Below are 21,396 nucleotides of genomic sequence, written 5' to 3'. Positions count from 1 at the left end.
GGGTTGTCCACAGGCGATGTCGCGGTGGCTGACAACGGCGAACACACGCGCTGAGGTTCATCGCATGGATGCCGCACTCTTCGCCGTCGCTCAGAGCCAGGATGGATTGTTCACGACCGCCCAAGCGCATGCCGCCGGCCTGACCGACGCCGGCCTCGCGGGGCTGAAGAAGCAGCGGACCGTCTCCTCCGTTGCGCGGTCCGTGTACGCGCTCTCGGATGCCGTTCCCACCGACCCGACGGACCTGCACCGGATGCGGTTGGCGGCGAGTCTTCTCATCTATCCCGATGCTCGCCCGTGTGGTGTCTCGCTGCTCACCACTGTGGGCGTCGACGTCTGGGGAGCCGCCCTTGACCGGGTCGACCTGGTGCGGCCCGTGACGTCGGAGGTGTTGACTCAGCTCTGCCGGATCCGCTCACCACACCTCGGCGTGCGTCCATGGCTCGACGCGCCGCTGCCCGTCCCCGTCGGGTCGGACGGGTCTGTGGGCCCCAGTGCCCCAGACCCAGATGTCGCCCGGGTCGTGGCGGCAGCGGTCGTGCAGACGGCCCTGGACCACGGGGCGCTGCCGGGCATCGTCAGCGCAGACGATGCGCTGCAGGATCGTCGCACCACGATGGAGGCCATCGTCGAGGCTGCGTCGACGGTGCGCCACTGGCCGGCTGCAGGCAGGGTGCGCACGATGCTGGCTCTGATGGATGGCCGCTCGCAGTCGGTCGGCGAGTCCCGGCTGCGCGTGATGCTGACGATCGCCGGCCTGCACCTCATCCCGCAGTTCCCCATCCGTGACGAGGGCGCCGACGACCCGTTCGCCTTCGCGGACCTGCTCGTTGATGGCACCAACCTGCTGCTTGAGTTCGACGGCAGGATCAAGTACGGCGGCCCGGACGCGCTGTGGCGGGAGAAGAAGCGTGAGGACCGGATCCGGCGGTGTGGGTACCGGGTCGATCGGGTCACCTGGGCCGACCTCGAGCGGCCGAAGGTCCTGCTCCCTCGAATCCGCCATGAGGTCCAGATGTCGCAGACGAGACCGTCCATCGCGCGCAGTGACACGGCATCCGGGGCCTGAAGGCCACATCCCCCGACAAGTCACGACATCCGGGGACAACCCTTGTCCGGTGATGTCGTGGATTATCGGGTCACCCGATAAAGCCGGGCGCTTGCGGGCGGGGCGGGTCAGCCAGCGGCCGGCTCGCCCTTCGGGCGCAGGGTCAGGCTGATCGAGTTGATGCAGTAGCGCTGGTCGGTCGGCGTGTCGTAGCCCTCGCCCTCGAACACGTGCCCGAGGTGGCTGCCGCACGTCGCGCACCGGACCTCGGTGCGCGGGCGCCCCGGCAGCGAGCGGTCCTCGAGCAACTCGACCGACTCACCCGCGAGCGGCGAGAAGAACGACGGCCAGCCGCAGTGGCTGTCGAACTTGGTCTCGGAGGTGAACAGCTCGGCGCCGCACGCCCGGCAAGCGTACGTGCCGACGGTCTTGGCGTCGGTGTACTCGCCGACGAACGGGCGCTCGGTGCCGGCCTGACGCAGCACCTGGTACTCGGCGGGGGACAGGGCGGCCTTCCACTCCTCCTCGGTGCGCTCGACGGCGTAGGAACGGTCACTCGGCTTCATCGTCATGTCTGGACCAACATCGAGCCGCCCCGGATGGTTCCCGCTGTCGAACGCCCTCGTCGGATGCCGTGCCCACGCTTCGCGGCCCGCCTGACGGTGCCGCTCGTTAGGCTCGCGCCATGGGTGATGCACAGGTGCTGGAGATCGAGGGCCCGAACGGGCCCCGTCAGGTGCGCCTGAGCAGCCCGGACCGGCTCATGTGGCCCGACGCCGGCATCACCAAGGGCGATCTCGCCGCCTACGTCGTGGCCGTCGGTGACTCGTTGGTGCACCACATCGGCGACCGCCCGGTCACCCTCCAGCGCTTCCCCGACGGCATCGAGGGCGAGGAGTTCTACCAGAAGAACCCACCCAAGGGTCTTCCCGAGTGGGTCCGCACCGTCTCGTGCCGCTACCCCAGCGGTCGACGCCACGCGCAGATCGTGATCGACGAGGTGGCCAGCGCCGTCTGGGCGGTGCAGATGAACACCGTCACCTACCACCCGTGGCCGGTGCGCACGGCGAACAACGACAACCCCGACGAGCTGCGCATCGACCTCGATCCCCAGCCTGGGCGCACGTTCGCGGATGCCGTCGAGGCTGCGGTCGCGCTGCGTGAACTGCTCACCGAGGTGGGGCTCACCGGCTGGGCCAAGACCAGCGGCAACCGGGGGGTGCACGTCTACGCCCGCATCGGCCCGACGCACGAGTTCCTCGACGTGCGGCACGGCGTCATCGGGATCGCCCGTGAGCTCGAGCGCCGCCTTCCTGACCTCGTGACCTCCTCGTGGTGGAAGGAGGAGCGCGGCGAACGGGTCTTCGTCGACTTCAACCAGGCCTGCCGAGACCGCACCATCGCGTCGGCCTACAGCCCTCGACCGCTGCCCGGGGCCCCGGTGTCGATGCCGGTGACGTGGGCTGAGCTGGAGACGGTCAGCCCGGGCGACTTCACCGTGCTGACCGTGCCCGACGTCCTGGAGGACCGCGGTGATGCCTGGGCCGACATCGACGGCGCCGTCGGGGACGTGTCCGGGGCACTCGCGCTGTGGCAGCGCGACGTCGACGAGCGGGGCCTCGGCGAGCTCAACTTCCCGCCCGACTACCCGAAGATGCCGGGCGAGCCGCCGCGCGTGCAGCCCAGCAAGCGGCGCACCGACAAGGCCGACGACGAGTACATGCCGCCCAAGGCCGAACGCGACGCGGCCGAGCGCGAGCGCTGGGGGATGCCGGTGGTCCCGCCCGTGCCGCCGATGCTCGCCAAGGCGGTCAAGGGCATCGCCGCGCTGGACGGCAAGGACGTCAGCTTCGAGCCCAAGTGGGACGGCTTCCGATCGATCATCTTCCGCTCGGGCGACCTCGTCGAGATCGGCAGCCGCAACGAGAAGCCGATGACCCGGTACTTCCCCGAGGTCGTCGAGGCCGCACTGGCCAACCTGCCCGACCGCTGCGTCGTCGACGGCGAGATCATCGTCGTGCGACCGGGGGAGGACCGTCTCGACTTCGACCTGCTGAGCCAGCGCATCCACCCGGCTGCCAGCAGGGTCGCCAAGCTGTCCGTCGAGACCCCCGCCCGGTTCGTCGCGTTCGACCTGCTGGCGCTCGGGGACGACGACCTCACCGGGCGACCGTTCAGCGAGCGGCGGGCCCTGCTGGAGCAGGCCCTCGCCGGTGCGAGCGCCCCCATCCACCTCACCCCGGCGACGACTGACCGGGCCGTGGCCGCCCAGTGGTTCACCGAGTTCGAGGGGGCTGGTCTCGACGGGCTGGTGGCCAAGACCCTCGACGGTCCGTACGAGCCCGACAAGCGCACGATGGCCAAGATCAAGCACGAACGCACTGCCGACTGCGTCGTCGCCGGGTACCGCACCCACAAGAGCGGTGACGACCTCGTGGGCAGCCTGTTGCTCGGCATCCACGACGACGCCGGTCAGCTGCTCTCGGTGGGGGTCATCGGGGCGTTCCCCATGGCCCGCCGCAAGGAGCTCTTCGACGAGTTGCAGCCGCTCGTCACGACCTTCGATGACCACCCGTGGAACTGGGCAGCGCACGAGGAGGGCACCCGAACCCCGCGGGCCGCGGCCGGCAGCCGGTGGGCCGCCGGCAAGGACCTGTCGTTCACGCCGCTGCGCCCCGAGCTCGTCGTCGAGGTGCGCTACGACCACATGGAGGGGGTGCGGTTTCGCCACACCGCCCAGTTCGCCCGCTGGCGCCCCGACAAGAGCCCGGCCGACTGCACCTACGACCAGCTCGACGAGCCGGTGTCCTACGACCTGTCCGAGGTGCTCGCGGGCGGGAGTGGGTGAGGTGCACGGCATGGCGAGGCGTCGGACGGCATCCGGGAACGCGGTGAGCCGTTCCGGGCCGGGGTGCGTGGCGCCATGACGAGTCGTGCTGGACGGGTCGCCACCGCCGGGGCCGCGGTCGGGGTCACCAGTGCCGTCGCGAGCGGCGCCGGGTCGCTCGCCGCCGCGGCGTACTTCGCCCGTCGCGTGCTGACCCCTGACCGACAGCGCCCGGACGACGTCGTCGTGCGTGCCGCAGGGGCACACACCGTCACGCTCACGGCGACCCCCCAGACGATGGTCCCGGGGCGGTACGGCCTGTGGATCGACAACGGCTTCGGCCACGTGCGCATCGGCGACGTGGTCGACCTCGACCAGGGCTCGGCCACCGTCGAGCGCGAGCTGCTCGCTGTCGACCGCGGGTACCTCGCCCCGGGCACCGCTCGGTGGAACGCCTACTTCCACGGCGCACCCCCCGACGTCACCATCGGTGCCCGCACCGAACACGTCACGTATGCCGGTGAGCTGGGTCCGATGCCCGCGTGGGTGGTGCGGCCCGACGGTGCCCGCCCCGGGGTCGGTGAGCGCTGGGCGGTGCTCGTCCATGGCCGGGGGGCCCGCCGCGAGGAGACGATCCGGGCCATGCCGCCCCTTCTCGAGCAGGGCTGGACCTGCCTGGTGCCGAGCTACCGCAACGACGAGGGAGTGCCGTCGGGGCCCGATGGGCGCTACGCGCTCGGGCTGTCCGAGTGGCGCGACATCGAAGCCGCCATCGATCACGCCGTGGACCACGGTGCGCAGGAGGTGCTGCTTGCGGGGTGGTCGATGGGTGGGGCGATCGTCCTGCAGCTGCTCGACCGTTCACCGCTGTCCGAGCTGGTGTCCCGGGTGGTCCTGGACGCCCCGGTCATCGACTGGGGTGACGTCCTGGCCCACCACGCGCACGCCCACCGGCTGCCACGGCACGTCGGCTCGCTCGCACGCACGATGATGAACCAGCGCTGGGGACACCGGCTGGTCGGTGTCGGAGAGAGCGTCGACCTCGCCAAGACCGACTGGGTGAGCCGGGCCGACGAACTGCACCACGGCATCCTGCTCATCCACTCCGCCGCTGACGACTTCGTGCCGATCGGGCCGTCGCGAGCCCTGGCGCAGGCCCGCCCGGACCTGGTGCAGTTCCACGAGTGGGAGGTGGCCCACCACTGCACCGAGTGGAACACCGAGCCCGACCGCTGGGAGCGTCTGGTGCGAGAGTTCGCCGCGTGGTGACCACGACCGCTGCGGCCGGTACCCGGGCCGGGGAGGCACCCCTCAGCGCTCGTTGAGTGACCAGCGCTCATAGTCATCTCGGGCCATGTCCCGTCTCGAGCCACAGGTATAGCGTGCGCGAGGGTGCCCGCTGGGGCCCCACCTGGTGCCCCGGGTCGCCCTCGGGGCTCGTCGCCCGGAGGAACCACGTGGCACGACACACCTCGTCCATCCGTCCGCTGGCGGTGACCACCGCGGTCATCGCCGTCGTCCTCGCGGGAGGTCTGGCCAGCACCGCGCAGGCGTCGCCGGCAGCGGGTTCCGCGCCCGATCCCTCGAGATTCACGACGAGCGCGATCACGGCGGTCGAGTCGCAGTTCGACGCCGCGAAGTCGGCGAGCGGCAAGGTCGCCCAGAGCGACCCGGCGCTGCTCAAGCGCACGGACGACGCCGTGGTGGCGGTGATGGTCAAGCTCGACCTCGACCCCGTCGCGTCGTACACGGGTGGGGTCAAGGGCCTGAAGGCAACCAGCCCCGCAGCCACCAAGAAGCCCTTGGAGGCGAACAAGGCTGCGGTTGCGGCCTACACCAAGCACGCGAACGCGGTGGTGGCCAGCGCGGCCAAGGACATCAGGAAGGCCGTTCCGGCCGCGAAGGTCGGGCGCTCGTTCACCACCGCCTTTGGCGGGGTCGCGGTGCGGCTGCCCGCCAACAAGGCCAAGGACCTCCTGGCCGTCGACGGCGTGGTCGCCGTGCAGAGCGACACGCTCGAGCAGTTGCAGACCGACTCCTCGCCGCGGTTCGTCGGTGCGACGAAGGTGTGGCCGTCCCTCGGCGGGTCGAGCACCGCAGCGGAGGGCGTGCTCGTCGGCATCCTGGACTCGGGCATCTGGCCCGAGCACCCCTCGTTGGCGGACCCGGGCATCGACCCCCCGGACGGTGGGCCGTTCGCGTGCGAGTTCGGGGACGGCAGCGCCGGCCTCGGCGACGAGTTCACCTGCAACGACAAGCTCGTCGGTGCACACGTGTTCCTCGACACCTACCTCGCCGCGACCGGGGCGGTCCCCGGCGAGTACTGCAACGCCAGCGGCTGCTCGGCCCGGGACGCCGACGGCCACGGCACGCACACGGCAACCACCGCGGCCGGGAGCCCTGTTGCCAGCGCCACCGTCCTCGGCGTCGACCGCGGAGCGGTCTCCGGCATCGCGCCCGGTGCCTCGGTCATCGCCTACCGCGTCTGCCTGGACCAGGGCTGCTACAGCTCGGACTCCGTGGATGCGGTGCAGCAGGCGATCATCGACGGCGTTGACGTCATCAACTTCTCGATCAGTGGCGGCGCCAACCCCTACACCGACCCGGTGGAGCTGTCCTTCCTCGACGCCACCGCGGCAGGCATCAGCGTCAACGCCTCGGCCGGCAACGACGGCCCGGGCGCGGCCACCGCGAACCACGGCGGTCCCTGGGTGACCACCGTCGGTGCGTCGACGTCCGACCGCCACTTCGAGTCCCGGCTGACGCTCACCGGTGCCAGCGGGGCGACCCTGTCGAAGGTGGGCTCGACGATCACGGCGGGAGTCTCCGGCCTCCCGGTCGTCCTGCCGACCGAGGTGCCGTTCTACACCGGTGGCGCGCTCTGCCAGACCGCGTTCCCGGCCGGCTCGCTCACCGGGAAGGTCGTCGTGTGCACTCGTGGCGGCAACGGCCGGATCGCGAAGGGCTACAACGCCTCCCTCGGCGGCGCGAGCGGGATGATCATGCTCAACGCCACGGAGCGCGGCACGATGACCGACAACCACTTCGTGCCGACCGTGCACCTGGACAGCCCGAACGACGACGTGGTGGCCTTCCTGGCAGCCAACCCCGGTGCCACCGCGACCTGGGCGGCCGGAGCGCCGGCCACGGTGCGGGGCGACGTCATGGCGGGCTTCAGCTCGCGTGGCCCGCTCGGTGACTTCCTCAAGCCCGACATCACCGCCCCGGGCGTGCAGATCCTCGCGGGCCACACCCCGACCCCCCTGACGCCTGACGGCGGCCCGCCCGGACAGCTCTTCCAGGCCATCGCCGGCACCTCGATGTCGAGCCCGCACCTCGCCGGGGCCGCGGCACTGGTCAAGGCGGCGCACCCCACGTGGACCCCCGGCCAGATCAAGTCGGCCCTGATGACCTCCTCGACGCAGGACGTCCTCAAGGAGGACGGCGTCACCCCGGCCGACCCGTTCGACCGCGGTGCCGGCTCGATGCGGGTCGATGCGGCCGTCGCGGCTGTCGCGACGATCAGCGAGACCCCCCACAACCTCTACGGGGTCGCTGCCATGGACCGCATCGACCTGAACCTGCCGAGCATCCAGGCCAACCCGCTGCCCGGCGCCATCACCACCCAGCGGACACTCACCAACACGACCACGCGCGACCAACCGTTCAAGGCCAGCGCCACGGGCGCCAACGGCCTCAAGGTCAGCGTGTCGCCGACGTCGTTCTCCGTGCCTGCCGGTGGGACGCGCACGATCACGATCACCGTCGACGGCACGGCCGCCCCCGACGGCTGGGCCTTCGGCCAGGTCACGTTGAGGTCGACGGCAAAGCGCACCCCGGGGATCGTGCTGCCGGTGACCGCACGCGTGGCCGACAGCGTCGTCCCGATGACGCACACGTGTGAGCCGACCGACCTCGCGCGCAACCAGGACGCCGCGTGCACCGTGACCCTCACGAACAACAGCGCCGCCCCGGCTCCGGTCAACCTCTCGCTCGCCGCGCCGAGCCGGGTGGACATCAGCTCGGTCAGCGCCCCGGCCACGGGCACCTCGAGCGGGTTCACGTGGAGCGGCACGCTCACGCCCGCCCTGCCGCCGACCATCACCTCGGTCGCGGCCATTCCCGCTGGGCAGACGCCGGCCGGGGGCTACCTGCCGCTCTCGGCGTTCGGCATCGCCCCGATCTCGGGCATGGGTGATGAGTCGATCGTGAACTTCAACGTCCCCTCGTTCAGCTACGGCAGCGAGGTGTACACCCGCATCGGTGTCGTCTCCAACGGGTACGTCGTCATCGGTGGTGGGACGGCTGCGGACGTCGACTACGTGGCGGCCCCCATCCCCTCGACCAACCGGCCCAACAACATCGTGGCGCCGTTCTGGAGCGACCTGAACCCCGGTGCGAGCGGCGCCGTCCGCATCGGATCGTTGACCGACGGAACGACGACCTGGCTCGTCGTCGACTACGCCGCGGTGCCGACCTACAGCCAGGGCCTGGCGAACACGTTCCAGGTCTGGATCGAGACGGGCGCGGGTGAGGACGTCACGATCGCGCACGAAGCGATGGCCGGCGCCGGCGTCGACGGGCTCAGCCAAGGGGCCGAGAACCGTGACGGGACCAGTGGCGCGGCCTATGTCGGTGGAGAGGGCTCGACGTGGCGGGTCAACGCCACGGCACCCACGCCCGGCGGCTCGGTCCAGATCACCTACCACGCGTCCAGTTCGCGGGCGGGCAGCTACGTCCTCGCACCCACGGCCACGTCACCGCTGGTCAAGGGCACGATCAGCGTGCCGCAGACGCTTCGAGTCGGGTGACGCCGGTGGGGGGTGGGTGCCTGCCCACCCCCACCGCCCCTCAGGTCCGAACTCGCCAGAGTCCGAGCATCGTGCCCGCCTCCTCCAGCAGGAGGCGGGGGGTGAGGTGGATGCCGTCCGCGTCACCGAGCGACGGTCCGCTCGTCACCCGCGTGCCGTCCCCTCCGACGACCGTGGGGGCCAGGGACAGGGCGACCTCGTCGACGACCCCGGCCGACAGGGCCGAGGCGAACAGGCTGGGACCGCCTTCGCAGAGGACCTGACCGAGCCCGCGCTCGGCGAGGGCGTCCAGCGCGCGCGCGAGGTCGACCTGGGCACCCCCGGCGACGAGCACGGCATCCGCACCGAGCACGCTGCGAGCACGCGCCAGGGCGCGCTCACCAGCCGACTCACAGGTGACGAGCACACCCGCGCCACGTCCGGCGGTCGGGGTGCGCAACCCTTCGGGGACCCGACCGGAGGCGCTGACGACGACCAGAGCGGGCGGCACCGGCCGGGCCCGGGTGGGTTCGAGGCGCTCGTACCCCTCGGCCCGCACGGTCCCGGCTCCGACGAGCACCGCCTGGCACAGCGATCGTTGCAGGGCGAACACCCGGTTGTCGGCGGGGGTGTTGATGCTGCCGCTCAGACCGTCGGCCCCGACAGCCGAACCGTCGAGGGTGCTCACGAAGTTCGAGCGCACCCAGCGACGGCGGGGAAAGGCGTAGAGGTCGGCCAGCTCAGCCGCGGTGACGCGTGCGCCCGGGTGCGACGGGCGGCGGGGGTCGAGGAGGACTCGCATGCCGTGAGTGTCGCAGGGAACCAGGCTCGCGGACCTCGAAGATTCCGGGCCATCGAGGCATCGGGTCTGCAAGGATGCGGCGATGGGCAAGGGTGCGAAGAAGAGCAAGAAGTCCGTCGAGAAGGCCGAGCTGACCGGCAAGGCCGCGAAGAAGGCCGAGAAGAAGCGCCAGAAGGCGGCCAAGGCCCGCCAGGACGAGGCGGTGCACGCGGAGGCGTGGTCGCACGTCCTGCGGGTGGGGCCCGGCTTCGACCTCGCCGACCTCGACCCGGCCTCGACGCCGGGGTTCACCGGCGACAAGGCGGCCGGTGAGGCCGTCATGGCCGAGCTCCAGGCGCGCACCAGTGACCTCCAGGAGCGGCTCTACGCCGAATCCAAGGGGGGAGGGCAGCGCTCGGTGCTGCTCGTCATCCAGGGCATGGACACCTCCGGCAAGGGTGGCATCATGCGTCACGTCGTGGGTGCCGTCGACCCGCAAGGGGTGGAGATCACCTCGTTCAAGGCACCGACCGCCGAGGAGAAGCGACACCCGTTCCTCTGGCGGATCCGGCGGGCGCTGCCGTCACCGGGCGACATCGGCGTCTTCGACCGCAGCCACTACGAGGACGTGCTCATCGTGCGGGTCCACGACCTGGTGCCACGGTCCACGTGGTCGCGCCGCTACGCGCAGATCAACGCCTTCGAGGCGGGAGTCGTCGAGGCGGGGACCACGATCATCAAGGTCATGCTGCACATCTCCAGCGACGAGCAGAAGGCCCGCCTCACCGAACGACTCGCCCGCGAGGACAAGCACTGGAAGTACAACCCCGGCGACATCGACGAACGCATGCACTGGGCGGACTACATGCAGGCCTACCAGGCAGCCCTCGAGAAGTGCTCCACGGCCGCCGCGCCGTGGTTCGTCGTGCCGGCGGACAACAAGTGGTACGCCCGCCTCGCCGTGACGAATCTGCTCCTGGAACACCTCGAGGCGATTGACCCCCAGTGGCCTGCGGCCGACTTCGACGTCGAGGCGGAGAAGGCCCGCCTGGCGCTCTCGCCCTGAGGGCGAACCTGGTCAGAGGCCTCGGAGCAACCCGTGGTGCAGCCCTGATGTCCGCGGTTCTCGCGGGCCCGGCGGTTACCGTTGCCCCATGACCGATGCGAAACGGCGCCTGCGCCGCCTGCTCGCACAGGTCCCGGGCCTGCTGCCCCTGGCCCGGCTCGTCGTCGTGACCACGCGCATCTGCCTGCGCTACCGCGTGACCGGCCTGGCGTCCGAGGCGGGTTTCTTCGCCCTGCTCAGCCTGCCCCCGCTCGTCCTGGGGCTGTTCGGCGGCCTCGGCTACCTCGGAACCGCCCTCGGGCCGGTGGCCGTGGAGCAGGTTCGGGACGCGATCAACGACTACGCGTCGCGCTTCCTCACCGAGGACATCATCAACTCCACGCTCGGTCCGACGATCAACGACGTCTTCACCGACGGGCGCTTCGACCTCATCTCCCTGGGTTTCGTGCTGTCGCTGTGGTCGGGGTCCCGTGCCCTCAACGTCTTCGTCGACACGATCTCGATCATGTACGGCCAGTCGGGGGTGCGCGGCATCGTCCAGACGAGGGCGCTGTCGTTCTCGCTGTACCTGCTGGCGCTGGTCCTCGGCATCGTGACGATCCCCCTCGTGCTGCTCGGCCCCACCCTGCTCGGCGAGATACTGCCCGACCCGTGGGATGCCCTCACGATGCTCTACTGGCCGCTCGTCACGCTCCTCGTCGTCGGGGGGTTGACCAGCCTGTACCACGTGTCGACGCCGCGACGTTCGCCGTGGCTTCGTGACGCTCCCGGGGCCGTCGTCACCCTGCTGATCTGGATCCTCGCCTCCTTCGTCGTGCGCGGGACCATCGCCGCATCCCTCGGGGGTACGTCCATCTACGGGCCGCTCTCGGCTCCGATCGTGCTGCTCATCTGGCTCTACGCCCTGGCCATCGCCGTGCTCATCGGTGCCGCCGCGAATGCCGCCATCCGTGAGCTGTGGCCGGTGGAGGAGAACCGCAGCCTGCACGAGCGCTTCGGCGCCTGGGTGGGTGGCCACTGGCGCCGCCGCTCGGCGCCACGCACCACCTCGGGCTGGGACGACCCCTTCGACGGCTACGGCCCCGGGCTCGCGCTCGACGAGGACGACCTCGGCCTGTCGGGGCTGCGGGAGGCCGCTCGAGGCCCGATGACGCCGATCTCGCGGGCCTCGCGCGGTGACGGCGCGGATGCCGCGGCGGAGGCAGTCGGTGCCGGTCGCCGGGGCGACTCGCAGGGTTGAGCGCTGGCCCGCACGCGGTGGGGAAGCCGTCGGGGAGTGGCCTCGGCCCGGTCGGGAAGCGGGCCGGGGAGTGGCCACGGGGACCCGGTTTGGCGATCCCATCGACTGTCGGATAATGTCTGCGAGCACGCCAAGCGCGGTTCGCAAGAGCCGCACGGACGCGCGCGGATGTAGCTCAGTTGGTAGAGCGCAACCTTGCCAAGGTTGAGGTCGCCGGTTCGAACCCGGTCATCCGCTCGAGGGTTAGCCGCCCCGAACATGGTGGAGTGGCCGAGAGGCGAGGCAGCGGCCTGCAAAGCCGCGTACACGGGTTCAAATCCCGTCTCCACCTCGAGAAGTACCCGATCAGCACCACCCAGCACGGCAGCATCCACAACAGCATCACCGCACGACCCACGGACGCGTAGCGCAGATGGTTAGCGCACCACCTTGACACGGTGGGGGTCGGAGGTTCGAGTCCTCTCGCGTCCACCCTCGACGAAGCCCGCCAGATCCCTGGCGGGCTTCGTGGCGTTCGGGGTGGTTTTCGGGGCGTTCACCTGACTGCGACGGCAGACATCGGGTGTCACAGGGGGCGTCGACCGTGACCGACGAGACAGCCGTGCGAGCGTTCGGCTCGCCACCTGCGGCGTAGCGTGGAGGTGGCCCTTCGGGCTCCACGCCCGGGCCGGGAAGGCACGCACGATGGCACGGGCACTGGTGGTCTACGAATCGATGTTCGGCAACTCCGGGAAGGTCGCGCGAGCGGTCGCGGACGGTGTCGCCGAGGTCATGTCCGTCAATCTCGTCGAGGTGACCGCGGCGCCCGTTGACCTTCAGGGAGTCGACCTCGTCATTGCCGGTGGCCCCACCCACGCGTTCTCCATGAGCAGGGAGGCGACGAGGCGCGATGCCCGGGTCCAAGGGGCGTCGCAGGGCTCGGTGGCGACCGGGCTGCGCGAGTGGCTCGCGAGCCTGCCGGACGAGCACGGCCGGTGGTTCGCGGCCTTCGACACCAGGGTGACCAGGGTGCGCCGCCTGCCCGGGTCGGCGGCCCACAGCGCGGCCCGCGCCGGGCGCCGGCACGGGTTCTCGCAGGCGATCGCCCCGCAGAGCTTCTACGTGCTCGACGTCCAGGGGCCCCTCGCCGACGGCGAACTCGAGCACGCCCGGGTCTGGGGAGCCGCCGTCGCGGCGTCGGTGCCGACGCCCGTCTGAGGGGTTCACTGGGCTAACGTCGGCCGTCACCGCTGACGTTGGAGGCTTGCCGATGACCGAGCACACCGATCCCGTCGATCACCTGCACCTGGTCGACCGGGTTCTCGCGTTGCGCACCGTCAAGGGTGGCCGGGTGGTCATCATCGGCATCGCGGGGGAGCCGGGCGCAGGCAAGTCCACGCTCGCGGCATCCGTCGTCACCACACTCACCGAGCACGGGTGTCCCACGGTGCTCCTGCCGATGGACGGCTTCCACCTCGCGAACGTCGCGCTCGCCTCCCTCGGTGTGGCGGAGCGCAAGGGTGCCCCCGAGACCTTCGACGCCGCGGGCTTCGCAGCCCTGTTGGCGAGGATTCGTGCGGAGGGCCCGGACACGGTGTGGGCGCCGATGTACGACCGGTCGGTGGAGGAGTCCATCGCGGGAGCGATCCCCGTGCCACCGGGCACCGAGGTCGTCGTCACCGAAGGCAACTACCTGCTCGTCGACGAGGAACCCTGGGCGCAGGTGGGGGAGCTGCTCGACGAGGTGTGGGCCGTGCGGGTCGATGCGGCCACGCGCACCGAGCGGCTCATCGCCCGCCACGTGCGGTACGGCAGGACGCCTGCCGAGGCGGTGGCCTGGGTGGCGAGCGTCGATGAACCCAACGCTGCCGTCATTCGCGCCACTCTCGGGAGGGCCGATCTGGACGTGAGCACCGGGTGAGGTGACGGCTCACGGCATACGATGCGGGCGTGTCGGAGGCGAGGTTCACGTCGCTCGTGGCCCGCGGTCCCAGCGCCGTCAGCCACGACATCGACGACCTCACGAGTGGCTTCTGGGTGGTGGTGATCACCTTCGAGGGTGGTCTCACCGCCGTGCGGATGGACGACGTCGACCGCACCGAGCCAGCACCACGCGGCGAAGAGCGCTCGGATGCCGGGGCGTGGCCGGCGCTGTCGGGCCCGTGGCGCACGAGTCTGGATCGGACGGCGTACGTCGAGGGCGTCTCGGAGATCCGGCGGCGCATCGCGGCCGGGACGGTCTACCAGGTCAACCTCTGCCGGGTGCTCGAGCACGACCTCGCCGAGGGGGCCGACATCGCGGTGCTCGGCGACCGCCTCGCCGCGGGAAATCCCGCGCCGTACTCGGCGACGATCAACCTGCCCGAGGCGGGTCTCGAGCTCGCCTGTGCCTCTCCGGAGGCCTACCTGCTGCGAGCGGGCGACCTGGTGACGTCGCGGCCCATCAAGGGCACCGCGACGACCGCTGAGCTGCTGCTGCCGAAGGACTACGCCGAGAACGTCATGATCGTCGACCTCGTGCGCCACGACGTGGGCCACGTCAGCCGGCCGGGCACCGTCTCCGTCGACCACCTGTGCCGGGTCGAGGAGCACCCCGGTCTCGTGCACCTGGTGTCGGACGTGTCGGGTCGGTTGCGGCCACGCACCACGTGGCGCGAGCTGCTCGACGCCAGCTTCCCACCGGGGTCGGTGAGTGGGGCGCCCAAGCACACCGCGCTGCTCGCGATCGCGGACCTGGAACCGGTCGCCCGTGGCCCCTACTGCGGCGCCGTGGGGTGGATCGACATCGACCGGGACGAGGCGGAACTCGCCGTCGGCATCCGCACCTTCTGGGTCGCCCGCGACGGCGACGGCCGACGAGTGCTGCGATTCGGAACCGGTGCCGGCATCACCTGGGGGAGCGACGCACAGGGTGAGTGGGCCGAGACCGAACTCAAGGCGGCGCGTCTCGTCGCCCTCGCCGAGGGGGAGGCACCTGAGCGTGCGAAAGTGTGACGCATGACTGACATCAGGATCTGGGTCAACGGGGAACTCGTCGACGCCGACACCCCCGCGGTGAGCGCGGTCGACCACGGGGTCACGGTGGGGGATGGCGCGTTCGAGACCGCCAAGATCGACCGCGGCGCTCCGTTCGCCGTCACGCGCCACCTGCGGCGCCTCGACCGGACGATGGCCGGCCTCGGGCTGCCCCCGGCCGACCACGCACTGATTCAGGACGGCATCCGCGCCGTCCTCGACGGGGTGCCGATCAACTTCGGTCGGCTGCGCTTCACGGTGACCGGCGGCAAGGGACCACTGGGTTCGGATCGGCATGACTCGCCGTTGACGCACATCGTCACCGCCGTCGAGCAGGCCCGCCCGGAGACGCAGGGGGCGGTGGTCACCGTGCCGTGGGTGCGCAACGAGCGGGCTGCCACCGCCGGGCTGAAGACGACGTCGTACGCCGACAACGTCATCGCCCTCGCCTACGCCAAGGAGCGCGGTGCCGTCGAGGCGATCTTCGCCAACACCCGCGGTGAGTTGTGCGAGGCCACCGGAAGCAACGTCTTCGTCGTGCTCGACGGCACCGTGCGCACCCCGCCACTGGACAGTGGATGCCTCGCGGGCATCACCCGTGAGCTCGTGCTCGAGTGGTGCCGAGAAGACGGGCTCGAGATCGTCGAGGAGGCGATGCCCCTCGACGTGCTGGAGCACGCGGACGAGGTGTTCCTCACCTCGTCGATCAAGGACGTCTTCCCGGTGTCCGCGGTCGACGGTCGCGAGCTCGGGGGGCCGGGGCCCGTCACGACAGCGGCCCGTGAGGTGTGGGCCCGGCACGCCGCCAAGGGGATCGATCCGTGACGCCGCAGGAGCGCGGGCACGTCCTACGTGATGCGAACGACGAGGACGACTGGGCCTGGCGCCGCGCCATCCGCGCCAACCCCACGTCGCGCCGGATCTACCGCAGCGCCGTGTTCGTCGTCGGGCTCGTCCTGCTGCTCGGCGGACTCGCCCTCGTTCCTCTGCCCGGGCCGGGGTGGTTGATCGTCATCGCCGGCATCGCGATCTGGGCCTCGGAGTTCGAGAAGGCTGCGCGGTTGCTCGACTTCGTCAAGGCCAAGGTGCGGGCGTGGGAGCAGTGGCTGCGCCCTCAGCCGGTGTGGGTCAAGGGGCTCGTCGGTCTGGCGACGGCGGCGTTCGTCGGTTGCGTCCTGTGGGCGCTGATGGCGGTCAGCGGTGTCCCCGGGTTCGTCCCGACGTCGATGGCGACCTGGCTGGAGGGCAACGTCCCGGGCTTGTGAGGGGGCCGATTTCCGCCGGGCGCGACGGGGCGTATATCCTCGGGCACGCCGTTCACGGCGTCCGGATGTGTAGCTCAGTTGGTTAGAGCGTTCGCTTCACACGCGAGAGGCCGGGGGTTCGAGTCCCTCCACATCCACCACGACGCACGGCCCCTGAACTGCGGAAACGCGGATCAGGGGCTGTGTCGCTCGTCCGGCGGTCGGATACGTGTCGGATCGTGGCCCTTCTTGCCCCGAATCGGACCCCTCCACTTCCACCACGACTTTCCCTCCCCATGAGGCTTCCGCCCGGTTCGCATGGCATGCCTTCCCAGGCGTACGCCCTGTTTGCCATGCGAAGTATCCGAGGGTTCGCGTCCCGGTCACGAACTCCAGTACTCGAGGTGGGATCGGTGCAGCCACGCGTCGACCCAGGCCCGGTCGGGTTCGGCCGGGAGGTCTGAACTGGCAGTGCTTCCCGCACCGTCGACCCCGCCCTTGGCCGCCCTCGTGGTCCAGGGCGGACTCTGTGCCGCAGCGCATGCCGCAGCGAGGTACAGATCTTGGCGGATGGGTCGTGGACCAAGCTCGGGGGAGGCGTCAGCACGAGACCCGGCCCTGAGCCGATCACACGCGGCAGGTTGTCCGCGTCAGAGCTCGCAGGCCTGAAGGACGCGGTCAACGCGACCACGCTCGGCACCGCGCCCGTCAGCACCGAGGTCTGCGCCACCGCATCGGACGGGACCGGTCGGTGGCCGCGACTTCGTCATGGGTCTTGGTCATCGCCGGCACTCTCCGATCTCGCCGGCGGGTCCACGCCGTCCTGCGCGAGGCCACGTCATTGCACGCCGTGTGGCGAGCGCCCAACCTGCCCCCCAGCTCCTCAGGGCCCGCCTGAGCTGGATCGGGCGTTCGCCGCGACGTCGCGCAGGCCGTCCCAGACCAGGGCGGTGAGCTGATCGGCGAGGTCGTCGCTGCTGGGGCCGTTCCGGGCGCCACCCTCGGCCATCCACGAGTCCGCGACCGCGCGAACCATGCCGACGAGCGCCACCCCCCACAGCTGGCACGCCCGGGCGTCGAGGGCAGGTAGGGACACATCGGCCGAATCTGCGGATCCTGCCGCACCTGATGGACTGCCGGAACCGCTGGCCAAGCCACCCGCGACGAGTTCGGCGACGTGCGTGGCGATCCGCCCGGTCATGCCCGCGGCGACGTCGCCCTCGGGCCGTTCACCGGCGGGGACCATCGGCGCGTTGACGATGAAGCGGTAGACCTGCGGGTCGTCCTCGACGAGGTGCAGGTACGCGGCGATGACCCCTCGGATGACGGCGCGTCCGCCATCGCGCGAGTTGTCGTCCGGTGAACCTTTGGATGCCGGGTCGTCGGATGCCGGGTCGGCTGCGGCCCTCGTCAGGTCGCGGATGATCGTGGCGTCGACCCGCTCGGCGACTGCGGTGTAGAGGCCGGCGCGGTCGGTGAAGTGCCGGTAGAACACGGTCTTGGACGTGCGGGCGGTGGCGGCGACCTCGTCCATCCCGACCCCGGCACCGTGGGTGCGGATGGCGAGCAGGGTTGCCTCGACGAGCTCGGCGCGGCGGACGAGGCGGTGCTCGTCCCAGCGCGACCGGCGCCGGTCCGGTGGTGCCTGCGTCACATCCATGGCCGGACGCTAGCAGAAACCCCCAGTACCTGTTACCTTCCGTACCGGGTACATCGCCACGCCGGTGCGCCCGCCCACCAGCAGCACCGACGCACAAGGAGCCCTTCCGGTGACCCACCCCCGCCGCGCCGCCGTCCTCGGCGGCAACCGCACCCCGTTCGCCCGCCAGTTCGGCGCCTACGCGGAGGCTGCGAACCAGGACATGCTCACCGCGGCCATCGAGGGACTCGTCGCCCGCCACGGCCTCGCAGGGGAGCGCCTCGGTGAGGTCGTCGCGGGAGCGGTCATCAAGCACAGCCGGGACTTCAACCTCACGCGGGAAGCCGTCCTCGGCTCCAGCCTGTCCCCGACGACGCCGGCCTACGACATCACCCAGGCGTGTGGCACCGGGCTCGAGGCCGCCATCCTCGTCGCGAACAAGATCGCCCTCGGCCAGATCGAGTCGGGCATCGCGGGCGGGGCCGACTCCGCCTCCGACGCCCCCGTCGTCGTCACCGAGTCGCTGCGCCGAAAGTTGCTGCGCCTGAACCGGGCCAAGACCTCGGCAGAGCGCGTGAAGGCGGCCCTGGCGTTCCGCCCGACCGACGTCGGGGTGTCGGTCCCGGCGAACACCGAGCCCCGTACGGGGCTGTCGATGGGCGACCACATGGCGCTGACCGCGGCGCAGTGGGGGATCACCCGTGAGGCCCAGGACGAGCTCGCCCTGGCCAGCCACGTCAACCTCGCCGCCGCCTACGAGCGCGGCTTCTTCGACGACCTCATCACCCCGTACCTCGGCCTGACCGTCGACCAGAACCTGCGCCCCGGGTCCACCCTCGACAAGCTCGGGTCGCTCCGGCCCGTGTTCGGTAAGGGCGAGGGAGCTACCATGACGGCCGGCAACTCCACGCCGCTCACCGACGGCGCATCCGCGGTCCTCCTCGGCTCGCAGGAGTGGGCCGACGCCCACGGACTGACGCCGCTCGCGTGGTTCGTCGACGGCGAGACGGCCGCGGTCGACTACGTCGGCGGTGACGAGGGGCTGCTCATGGCGCCCTCCTACGCGGTGCCACGCCTGCTCGCGCGCCAGGGACTGCGCCTGCAGGACTTCGACTTCTACGAGATCCACGAGGCCTTCGCCGCGACGGTCCTGTCGACCCTGGCCGCGTGGGAGGACGACGACTTCTGTCGAGACCGTCTCGGCCTGGACGCCCCGCTGGGTGCGATCGACCGTTCGCGCCTGAACGTCGCCGGCTCGTCGCTGGCCGCGGGCCACCCGTTCGCCGCGACCGGCGGCCGCATCGTCGCCACGCTGGCCAAGCTCCTGCACGAGAAGGGCAGCGGATCCCGAGGCCTGATCTCGATCTGCGCCGCTGGTGGCCAGGGTGTCGTCGCGATCCTCGAGGCGGCCTGACATGGGGCACCGCGACGGGTACACGGCGTTCGTCTCCTCCGGCGTCGGCAAGAAGATCTCGACCACGCTCGGCCTGCCCCAGCCGGTTGCGCTGCGTCGTCACGTCCCCGGGCGCCCGCTCGTCGACGGGCCGCTCCTCGTCGGCGGCCACGGGACGATGCCCGCCCTGGCGGCCCTGCGCGCGACCCTCGATGAGGCAGGTGCTGTCGTCGTCGACGAGGTGCCCGAGGAGGGGCGACTGGGTGGCGTCGTCGTCGACGTGTCGTCGGCCACCGCACCCACCGACCTCGAGGCGCTGCGCGCCACGCTCGCCCCGGCCCTGAAGCGACTCGGGCGCTGTGCCCGCGTCGTCATCGTGGGTGCCGACCCGGCATCCGCCACCACCGCAGCCCAGCGGGCCACCCACCGCGCCCTGGAAGGCATCACCCGCTCGGTCGCGAAGGAGCTGCGCGCGGGGGCGACCGCCAACCTCGTGCTCCTCACTCCGGGGTCCGAGGGTGCCGCCCTCGGGACGGTGCTGTTCCTGCTCTCGGCCCGCTCGGCCTACGTCGACGGTCAGGTCTTCCGCACCGGCGTGGCCACGTCGCAGGAACCCGCGGATGCCGCGACACCCCTGGCCGGAAAGGTCGCCGTCGTCACCGGTGCGGCTCGTGGGATCGGTGCGGACATCGCCCGCACGCTCGCCCGCGACGGGGCGACGGTCGTGTGCGTCGACATGCCGAGCGCCGGGGCCTCCCTGGCCAAGGTGGCCAACTCGATCGGGGGGTCGGCGCTGCAGGCCGACGTCACGTCACCCGACGCGGGAGCGCGCATCATGAACCACGCCCGCACCCGGCACGGCGGGCTCGACATCGTGGTGCACAACGCCGGCATCACCCGCGACAAGCTGCTCGCGAACACCGACTCCGAGCGCTGGGGTTCGGTGCTGGCCGTCAACCTCACCTCGATCCTGGCGATGAACGAGCACTTCCTGGCCAAGGACGGCCTGCGCGACGGCGGCCACCTCGTGCTCGTCTCGTCGATCGCGGGCATCGCCGGCAACCGCGGGCAGGCGAACTACGCGGCCTCCAAGGCGGGGGTCATCGGGCTCGTCGACGCGTACGCCGCCGACAAGGGGCTGCGCAGGCGGGGGATCACCGCCAACGCCGTCGCGCCGGGGTTCATCGAGACCGAGATGACGGCGCGGATCCCGTTCGCCACCCGCGAGCTCGGCCGTCGCCTGAACAGCCTCGCACAGGGCGGTCTGCCGATCGACGTCGCCGAGACGATCGCCCACTTCGCCTCCGACGCGCAGTCCGGCGTCAACGGCAACGTCGTCCGCGTGTGCGGGCAGAGCCTGCTCGGCGCCTGACGTGGCGACCGAGACCCTGTCTGGGGTGCCGTCCACGGCACCGCTGCTCGTGCGTGCCGCCCTGACGTCGCGCGGGCGGCGCGGCGACTCGGTGCCCGACCGCACCCTCGTCGTGGAGGACGTCCGGATCGACCGGGCCAAGCTGGCTGCCTACCAGCGGCTCACCGGCTACGCCGTCGACGACACGGTGCCCCAGCCCTACCCGTGGGTGCTCGCGTTCCCGGTGCAGACCGCCCTGATGGCTCGGCCGGACTTCCCCATGGCACTTCCCGGAATGGTGCACCTGGAGAACCGGGTCACCACCCACCGGGCGATGGATGCCGGTGACCCGCTCACGCTGTCGGTGTCGGCCGGGCAGGTCCGCCCGCACCGACGCGGCCGAACGCTCGACGTGCGGCTCGAGGCCCGCGTGGGCAGCGAGCTCGTGTGGGAGTGCGACAGCGTCTACCTCAGCCGTGGCCGCGGCACGCACGACGCCCCGCGCGGCGACGCCCCGCGCGGCGACGGGCCGCCGAGGCCGCCCGTGGGTCAGCCCGCGGCGCGGTGGCGCCTTCCCGAGGACCTCGGCCGGTCCTACGCGTCGGTGTCGGGGGACGTGAACCCGATCCACCTGCATCCGCTGACCGCCAAGGCCATGGGGTTCCCGCGGCACATCGCCCACGGCATGTGGACCTGCGCTCGTACCCTTGCCGCGCTCGGGCGCACGTCGCTCGGGCCGTCGACGAGCCACGTGTGGTTCACCAAGCCGGTCTTCCTGCCGAGCACGGTCGAGCTCGTCGTCGACCGCGAACCGGCACGCACGGTCGCCGCCCTGCGCTCGGCGAAGACGCCGGAAACCACCCACCTCGTGCTGACCCTCGAGACCTGACCGGACCGGGCCCCGTTCGGCTCACCTTCGTCTCGGAGGGTGCCACCTCGATATGGTCAGGTGGTGGTCAGCCGTGACGATGGGCTCGTCGAAACGCGCGGACTGCCGAGCCGGGTTGCGCGACCCTCGGGGGG

General features: G+C 71.2%; 17 protein-coding genes and 4 tRNA genes. 18 read left to right on the top strand and 3 right to left on the bottom strand.

What is annotated here, in order from left to right; genetic code table 11:
- Positions 1–64: 64 nt before the first annotated feature.
- On the top strand, positions 65–1,069 hold the full coding sequence (locus C8E84_RS03450) for a type IV toxin-antitoxin system AbiEi family antitoxin domain-containing protein (protein WP_159899501.1): 1,005 nt from the start codon (positions 65–67) through the stop codon (positions 1,067–1,069).
- A 107-nt stretch (positions 1,070–1,176) separates the two neighbouring features.
- Here the strand turns inward: C8E84_RS03450 and msrB are convergent, their stop codons facing one another.
- Positions 1,177–1,620 carry a peptide-methionine (R)-S-oxide reductase MsrB gene (msrB, locus tag C8E84_RS03445; RefSeq protein WP_159899499.1) on the bottom strand — a complete coding sequence of 148 codons (444 nt, stop codon included), beginning with the start codon at positions 1,618–1,620 and terminating at the stop codon, positions 1,177–1,179.
- 113 nt (positions 1,621–1,733) lie between these two features.
- Here msrB and C8E84_RS03440 point away from each other — a divergent pair, with 113 nt between their 5' ends.
- The 3 genes from C8E84_RS03440 (at position 1,734) to C8E84_RS03430 (ending at position 8,686) form a co-directional block, all read left to right on the top strand.
- Complete coding sequence (locus C8E84_RS03440; protein ID WP_159899497.1) at positions 1,734–3,896, top strand: ATP-dependent DNA ligase; 2,163 nt, start codon at positions 1,734–1,736, stop codon at positions 3,894–3,896.
- Between the two features lie 75 nt (positions 3,897–3,971).
- A complete protein-coding gene (locus C8E84_RS03435) occupies positions 3,972–5,144 on the top strand; it encodes an alpha/beta hydrolase family protein (RefSeq protein WP_159899495.1) in 1,173 nt (390 codons plus the stop codon).
- Between the two features lie 188 nt (positions 5,145–5,332).
- Positions 5,333–8,686: a S8 family serine peptidase gene (locus C8E84_RS03430; RefSeq protein WP_159899493.1), complete on the top strand. Its 3,354-nt coding sequence runs from the start codon at positions 5,333–5,335 to the stop codon at positions 8,684–8,686.
- Positions 8,687–8,726: 40 nt separating this feature from the next.
- Here the strand turns inward: C8E84_RS03430 and C8E84_RS03425 are convergent, their stop codons facing one another.
- The gene (locus tag C8E84_RS03425; RefSeq protein WP_159899491.1) at positions 8,727–9,467 is read right to left on the bottom strand and encodes a dihydrofolate reductase family protein; all 741 of its coding nucleotides are present in this window, start codon (positions 9,465–9,467) and stop codon (positions 8,727–8,729) included.
- A gap of 82 nt (positions 9,468–9,549) precedes the next feature.
- On the opposite strand from C8E84_RS03425, the gene C8E84_RS03420 reads away from it, so the two are divergent.
- From C8E84_RS03420 to C8E84_RS03370, 11 genes are all read left to right on the top strand, one after another.
- On the top strand, positions 9,550–10,512 hold the full coding sequence (locus C8E84_RS03420; protein ID WP_159899489.1) for a polyphosphate kinase 2 family protein: 963 nt from the start codon (positions 9,550–9,552) through the stop codon (positions 10,510–10,512).
- A gap of 88 nt (positions 10,513–10,600) precedes the next feature.
- On the top strand, positions 10,601–11,752 hold the full coding sequence (locus C8E84_RS03415; protein WP_159899487.1) for a YihY/virulence factor BrkB family protein: 1,152 nt from the start codon (positions 10,601–10,603) through the stop codon (positions 11,750–11,752).
- Positions 11,753–11,916: 164 nt separating this feature from the next.
- Positions 11,917–11,989: transfer RNA gene (locus C8E84_RS03410), tRNA-Gly, on the top strand.
- Positions 11,990–12,012: 23 nt separating this feature from the next.
- Positions 12,013–12,083 (top strand) — tRNA-Cys (locus tag C8E84_RS03405).
- 66 nt (positions 12,084–12,149) lie between these two features.
- Positions 12,150–12,223, top strand: a tRNA-Val gene (locus C8E84_RS03400).
- Positions 12,224–12,436: 213 nt separating this feature from the next.
- On the top strand, positions 12,437–12,949 hold the full coding sequence (locus C8E84_RS03395) for a flavodoxin family protein (RefSeq protein ID WP_159899485.1): 513 nt from the start codon (positions 12,437–12,439) through the stop codon (positions 12,947–12,949).
- A 52-nt stretch (positions 12,950–13,001) separates the two neighbouring features.
- Positions 13,002–13,652 (top strand): nucleoside/nucleotide kinase family protein, encoded by a 651-nt coding sequence (locus tag C8E84_RS03390; RefSeq protein ID WP_159899483.1) that lies wholly within the window; start codon positions 13,002–13,004, stop codon positions 13,650–13,652.
- Between the two features lie 29 nt (positions 13,653–13,681).
- Entirely contained in the window at positions 13,682–14,725 is a 1,044-nt protein-coding gene (locus C8E84_RS03385) for a chorismate-binding protein (RefSeq protein WP_246196753.1), read from the top strand.
- A gap of 3 nt (positions 14,726–14,728) precedes the next feature.
- Positions 14,729–15,571: an aminotransferase class IV gene (locus C8E84_RS03380; protein ID WP_211675372.1), complete on the top strand. Its 843-nt coding sequence runs from the start codon at positions 14,729–14,731 to the stop codon at positions 15,569–15,571.
- Positions 15,568–16,011: a TIGR02611 family protein gene (locus C8E84_RS03375; RefSeq protein WP_246196752.1), complete on the top strand. Its 444-nt coding sequence runs from the start codon at positions 15,568–15,570 to the stop codon at positions 16,009–16,011. Before C8E84_RS03380 ends, C8E84_RS03375 begins: the two co-directional genes overlap by 4 nt.
- A gap of 63 nt (positions 16,012–16,074) precedes the next feature.
- A tRNA-Val gene (locus tag C8E84_RS03370) sits at positions 16,075–16,151 on the top strand.
- Between the two features lie 722 nt (positions 16,152–16,873).
- On the opposite strand, the gene C8E84_RS03365 is transcribed toward C8E84_RS03370, so the two are convergent.
- Positions 16,874–17,650, bottom strand: coding sequence for a TetR/AcrR family transcriptional regulator (locus C8E84_RS03365; protein WP_159899481.1), 777 nt, complete (start codon positions 17,648–17,650; stop codon positions 16,874–16,876).
- A 109-nt stretch (positions 17,651–17,759) separates the two neighbouring features.
- Here C8E84_RS03365 and C8E84_RS03360 point away from each other — a divergent pair, with 109 nt between their 5' ends.
- The 3 genes from C8E84_RS03360 to C8E84_RS03350 are packed head-to-tail and all read left to right on the top strand — an operon-like array spanning position 17,760 to position 21,262.
- Complete coding sequence (locus C8E84_RS03360) at positions 17,760–19,043, top strand: acetyl-CoA C-acetyltransferase (RefSeq protein WP_159899479.1); 1,284 nt, start codon at positions 17,760–17,762, stop codon at positions 19,041–19,043.
- A gap of 1 nt (position 19,044) precedes the next feature.
- Positions 19,045–20,394: a 3-oxoacyl-ACP reductase gene (locus C8E84_RS03355; protein WP_159899477.1), complete on the top strand. Its 1,350-nt coding sequence runs from the start codon at positions 19,045–19,047 to the stop codon at positions 20,392–20,394.
- A gap of 25 nt (positions 20,395–20,419) precedes the next feature.
- Complete coding sequence (locus tag C8E84_RS03350) at positions 20,420–21,262, top strand: MaoC family dehydratase (protein ID WP_246196751.1); 843 nt, start codon at positions 20,420–20,422, stop codon at positions 21,260–21,262.
- Positions 21,263–21,396 lie beyond the last annotated feature (134 nt).

Source organism: Ornithinibacter aureus, from assembly GCF_009858245.1.
Classification (GTDB): Bacteria; Actinomycetota; Actinomycetes; order Actinomycetales; family Dermatophilaceae; genus Fodinibacter; species Fodinibacter aureus.
Note: the sequence above shows the minus strand (reverse complement) of the source record. Positions and strands in the feature narration are given on the sequence as shown.

What these genes read in the sequence shown, in the direction of transcription:
- C8E84_RS03450 (WP_159899501.1), top strand. Translation starts at nt 65, where the DNA reads ATGGATGCCGCACTCTTCGCCGTCGCTCAGAGCCAGGATGGATTGTTC.
- msrB (WP_159899499.1), bottom strand. Translation starts at nt 1,620, where the DNA reads ATGACGATGAAGCCGAGTGACCGTTCCTACGCCGTCGAGCGCACCGAG.
- C8E84_RS03440 (WP_159899497.1), top strand. Translation starts at nt 1,734, where the DNA reads ATGGGTGATGCACAGGTGCTGGAGATCGAGGGCCCGAACGGGCCCCGT.
- C8E84_RS03435 (WP_159899495.1), top strand. Translation starts at nt 3,972, where the DNA reads ATGACGAGTCGTGCTGGACGGGTCGCCACCGCCGGGGCCGCGGTCGGG.
- C8E84_RS03425 (WP_159899491.1), bottom strand. Translation starts at nt 9,467, where the DNA reads ATGCGAGTCCTCCTCGACCCCCGCCGCCCGTCGCACCCGGGCGCACGC.
- C8E84_RS03420 (WP_159899489.1), top strand. Translation starts at nt 9,550, where the DNA reads ATGGGCAAGGGTGCGAAGAAGAGCAAGAAGTCCGTCGAGAAGGCCGAG.
- C8E84_RS03415 (WP_159899487.1), top strand. Translation starts at nt 10,601, where the DNA reads ATGACCGATGCGAAACGGCGCCTGCGCCGCCTGCTCGCACAGGTCCCG.
- C8E84_RS03395 (WP_159899485.1), top strand. Translation starts at nt 12,437, where the DNA reads ATGGCACGGGCACTGGTGGTCTACGAATCGATGTTCGGCAACTCCGGG.
- C8E84_RS03390 (WP_159899483.1), top strand. Translation starts at nt 13,002, where the DNA reads ATGACCGAGCACACCGATCCCGTCGATCACCTGCACCTGGTCGACCGG.
- C8E84_RS03380 (WP_211675372.1), top strand. Translation starts at nt 14,729, where the DNA reads ATGACTGACATCAGGATCTGGGTCAACGGGGAACTCGTCGACGCCGAC.
- C8E84_RS03365 (WP_159899481.1), bottom strand. Translation starts at nt 17,650, where the DNA reads ATGGATGTGACGCAGGCACCACCGGACCGGCGCCGGTCGCGCTGGGAC.
- C8E84_RS03355 (WP_159899477.1), top strand. Translation starts at nt 19,045, where the DNA reads ATGGGGCACCGCGACGGGTACACGGCGTTCGTCTCCTCCGGCGTCGGC.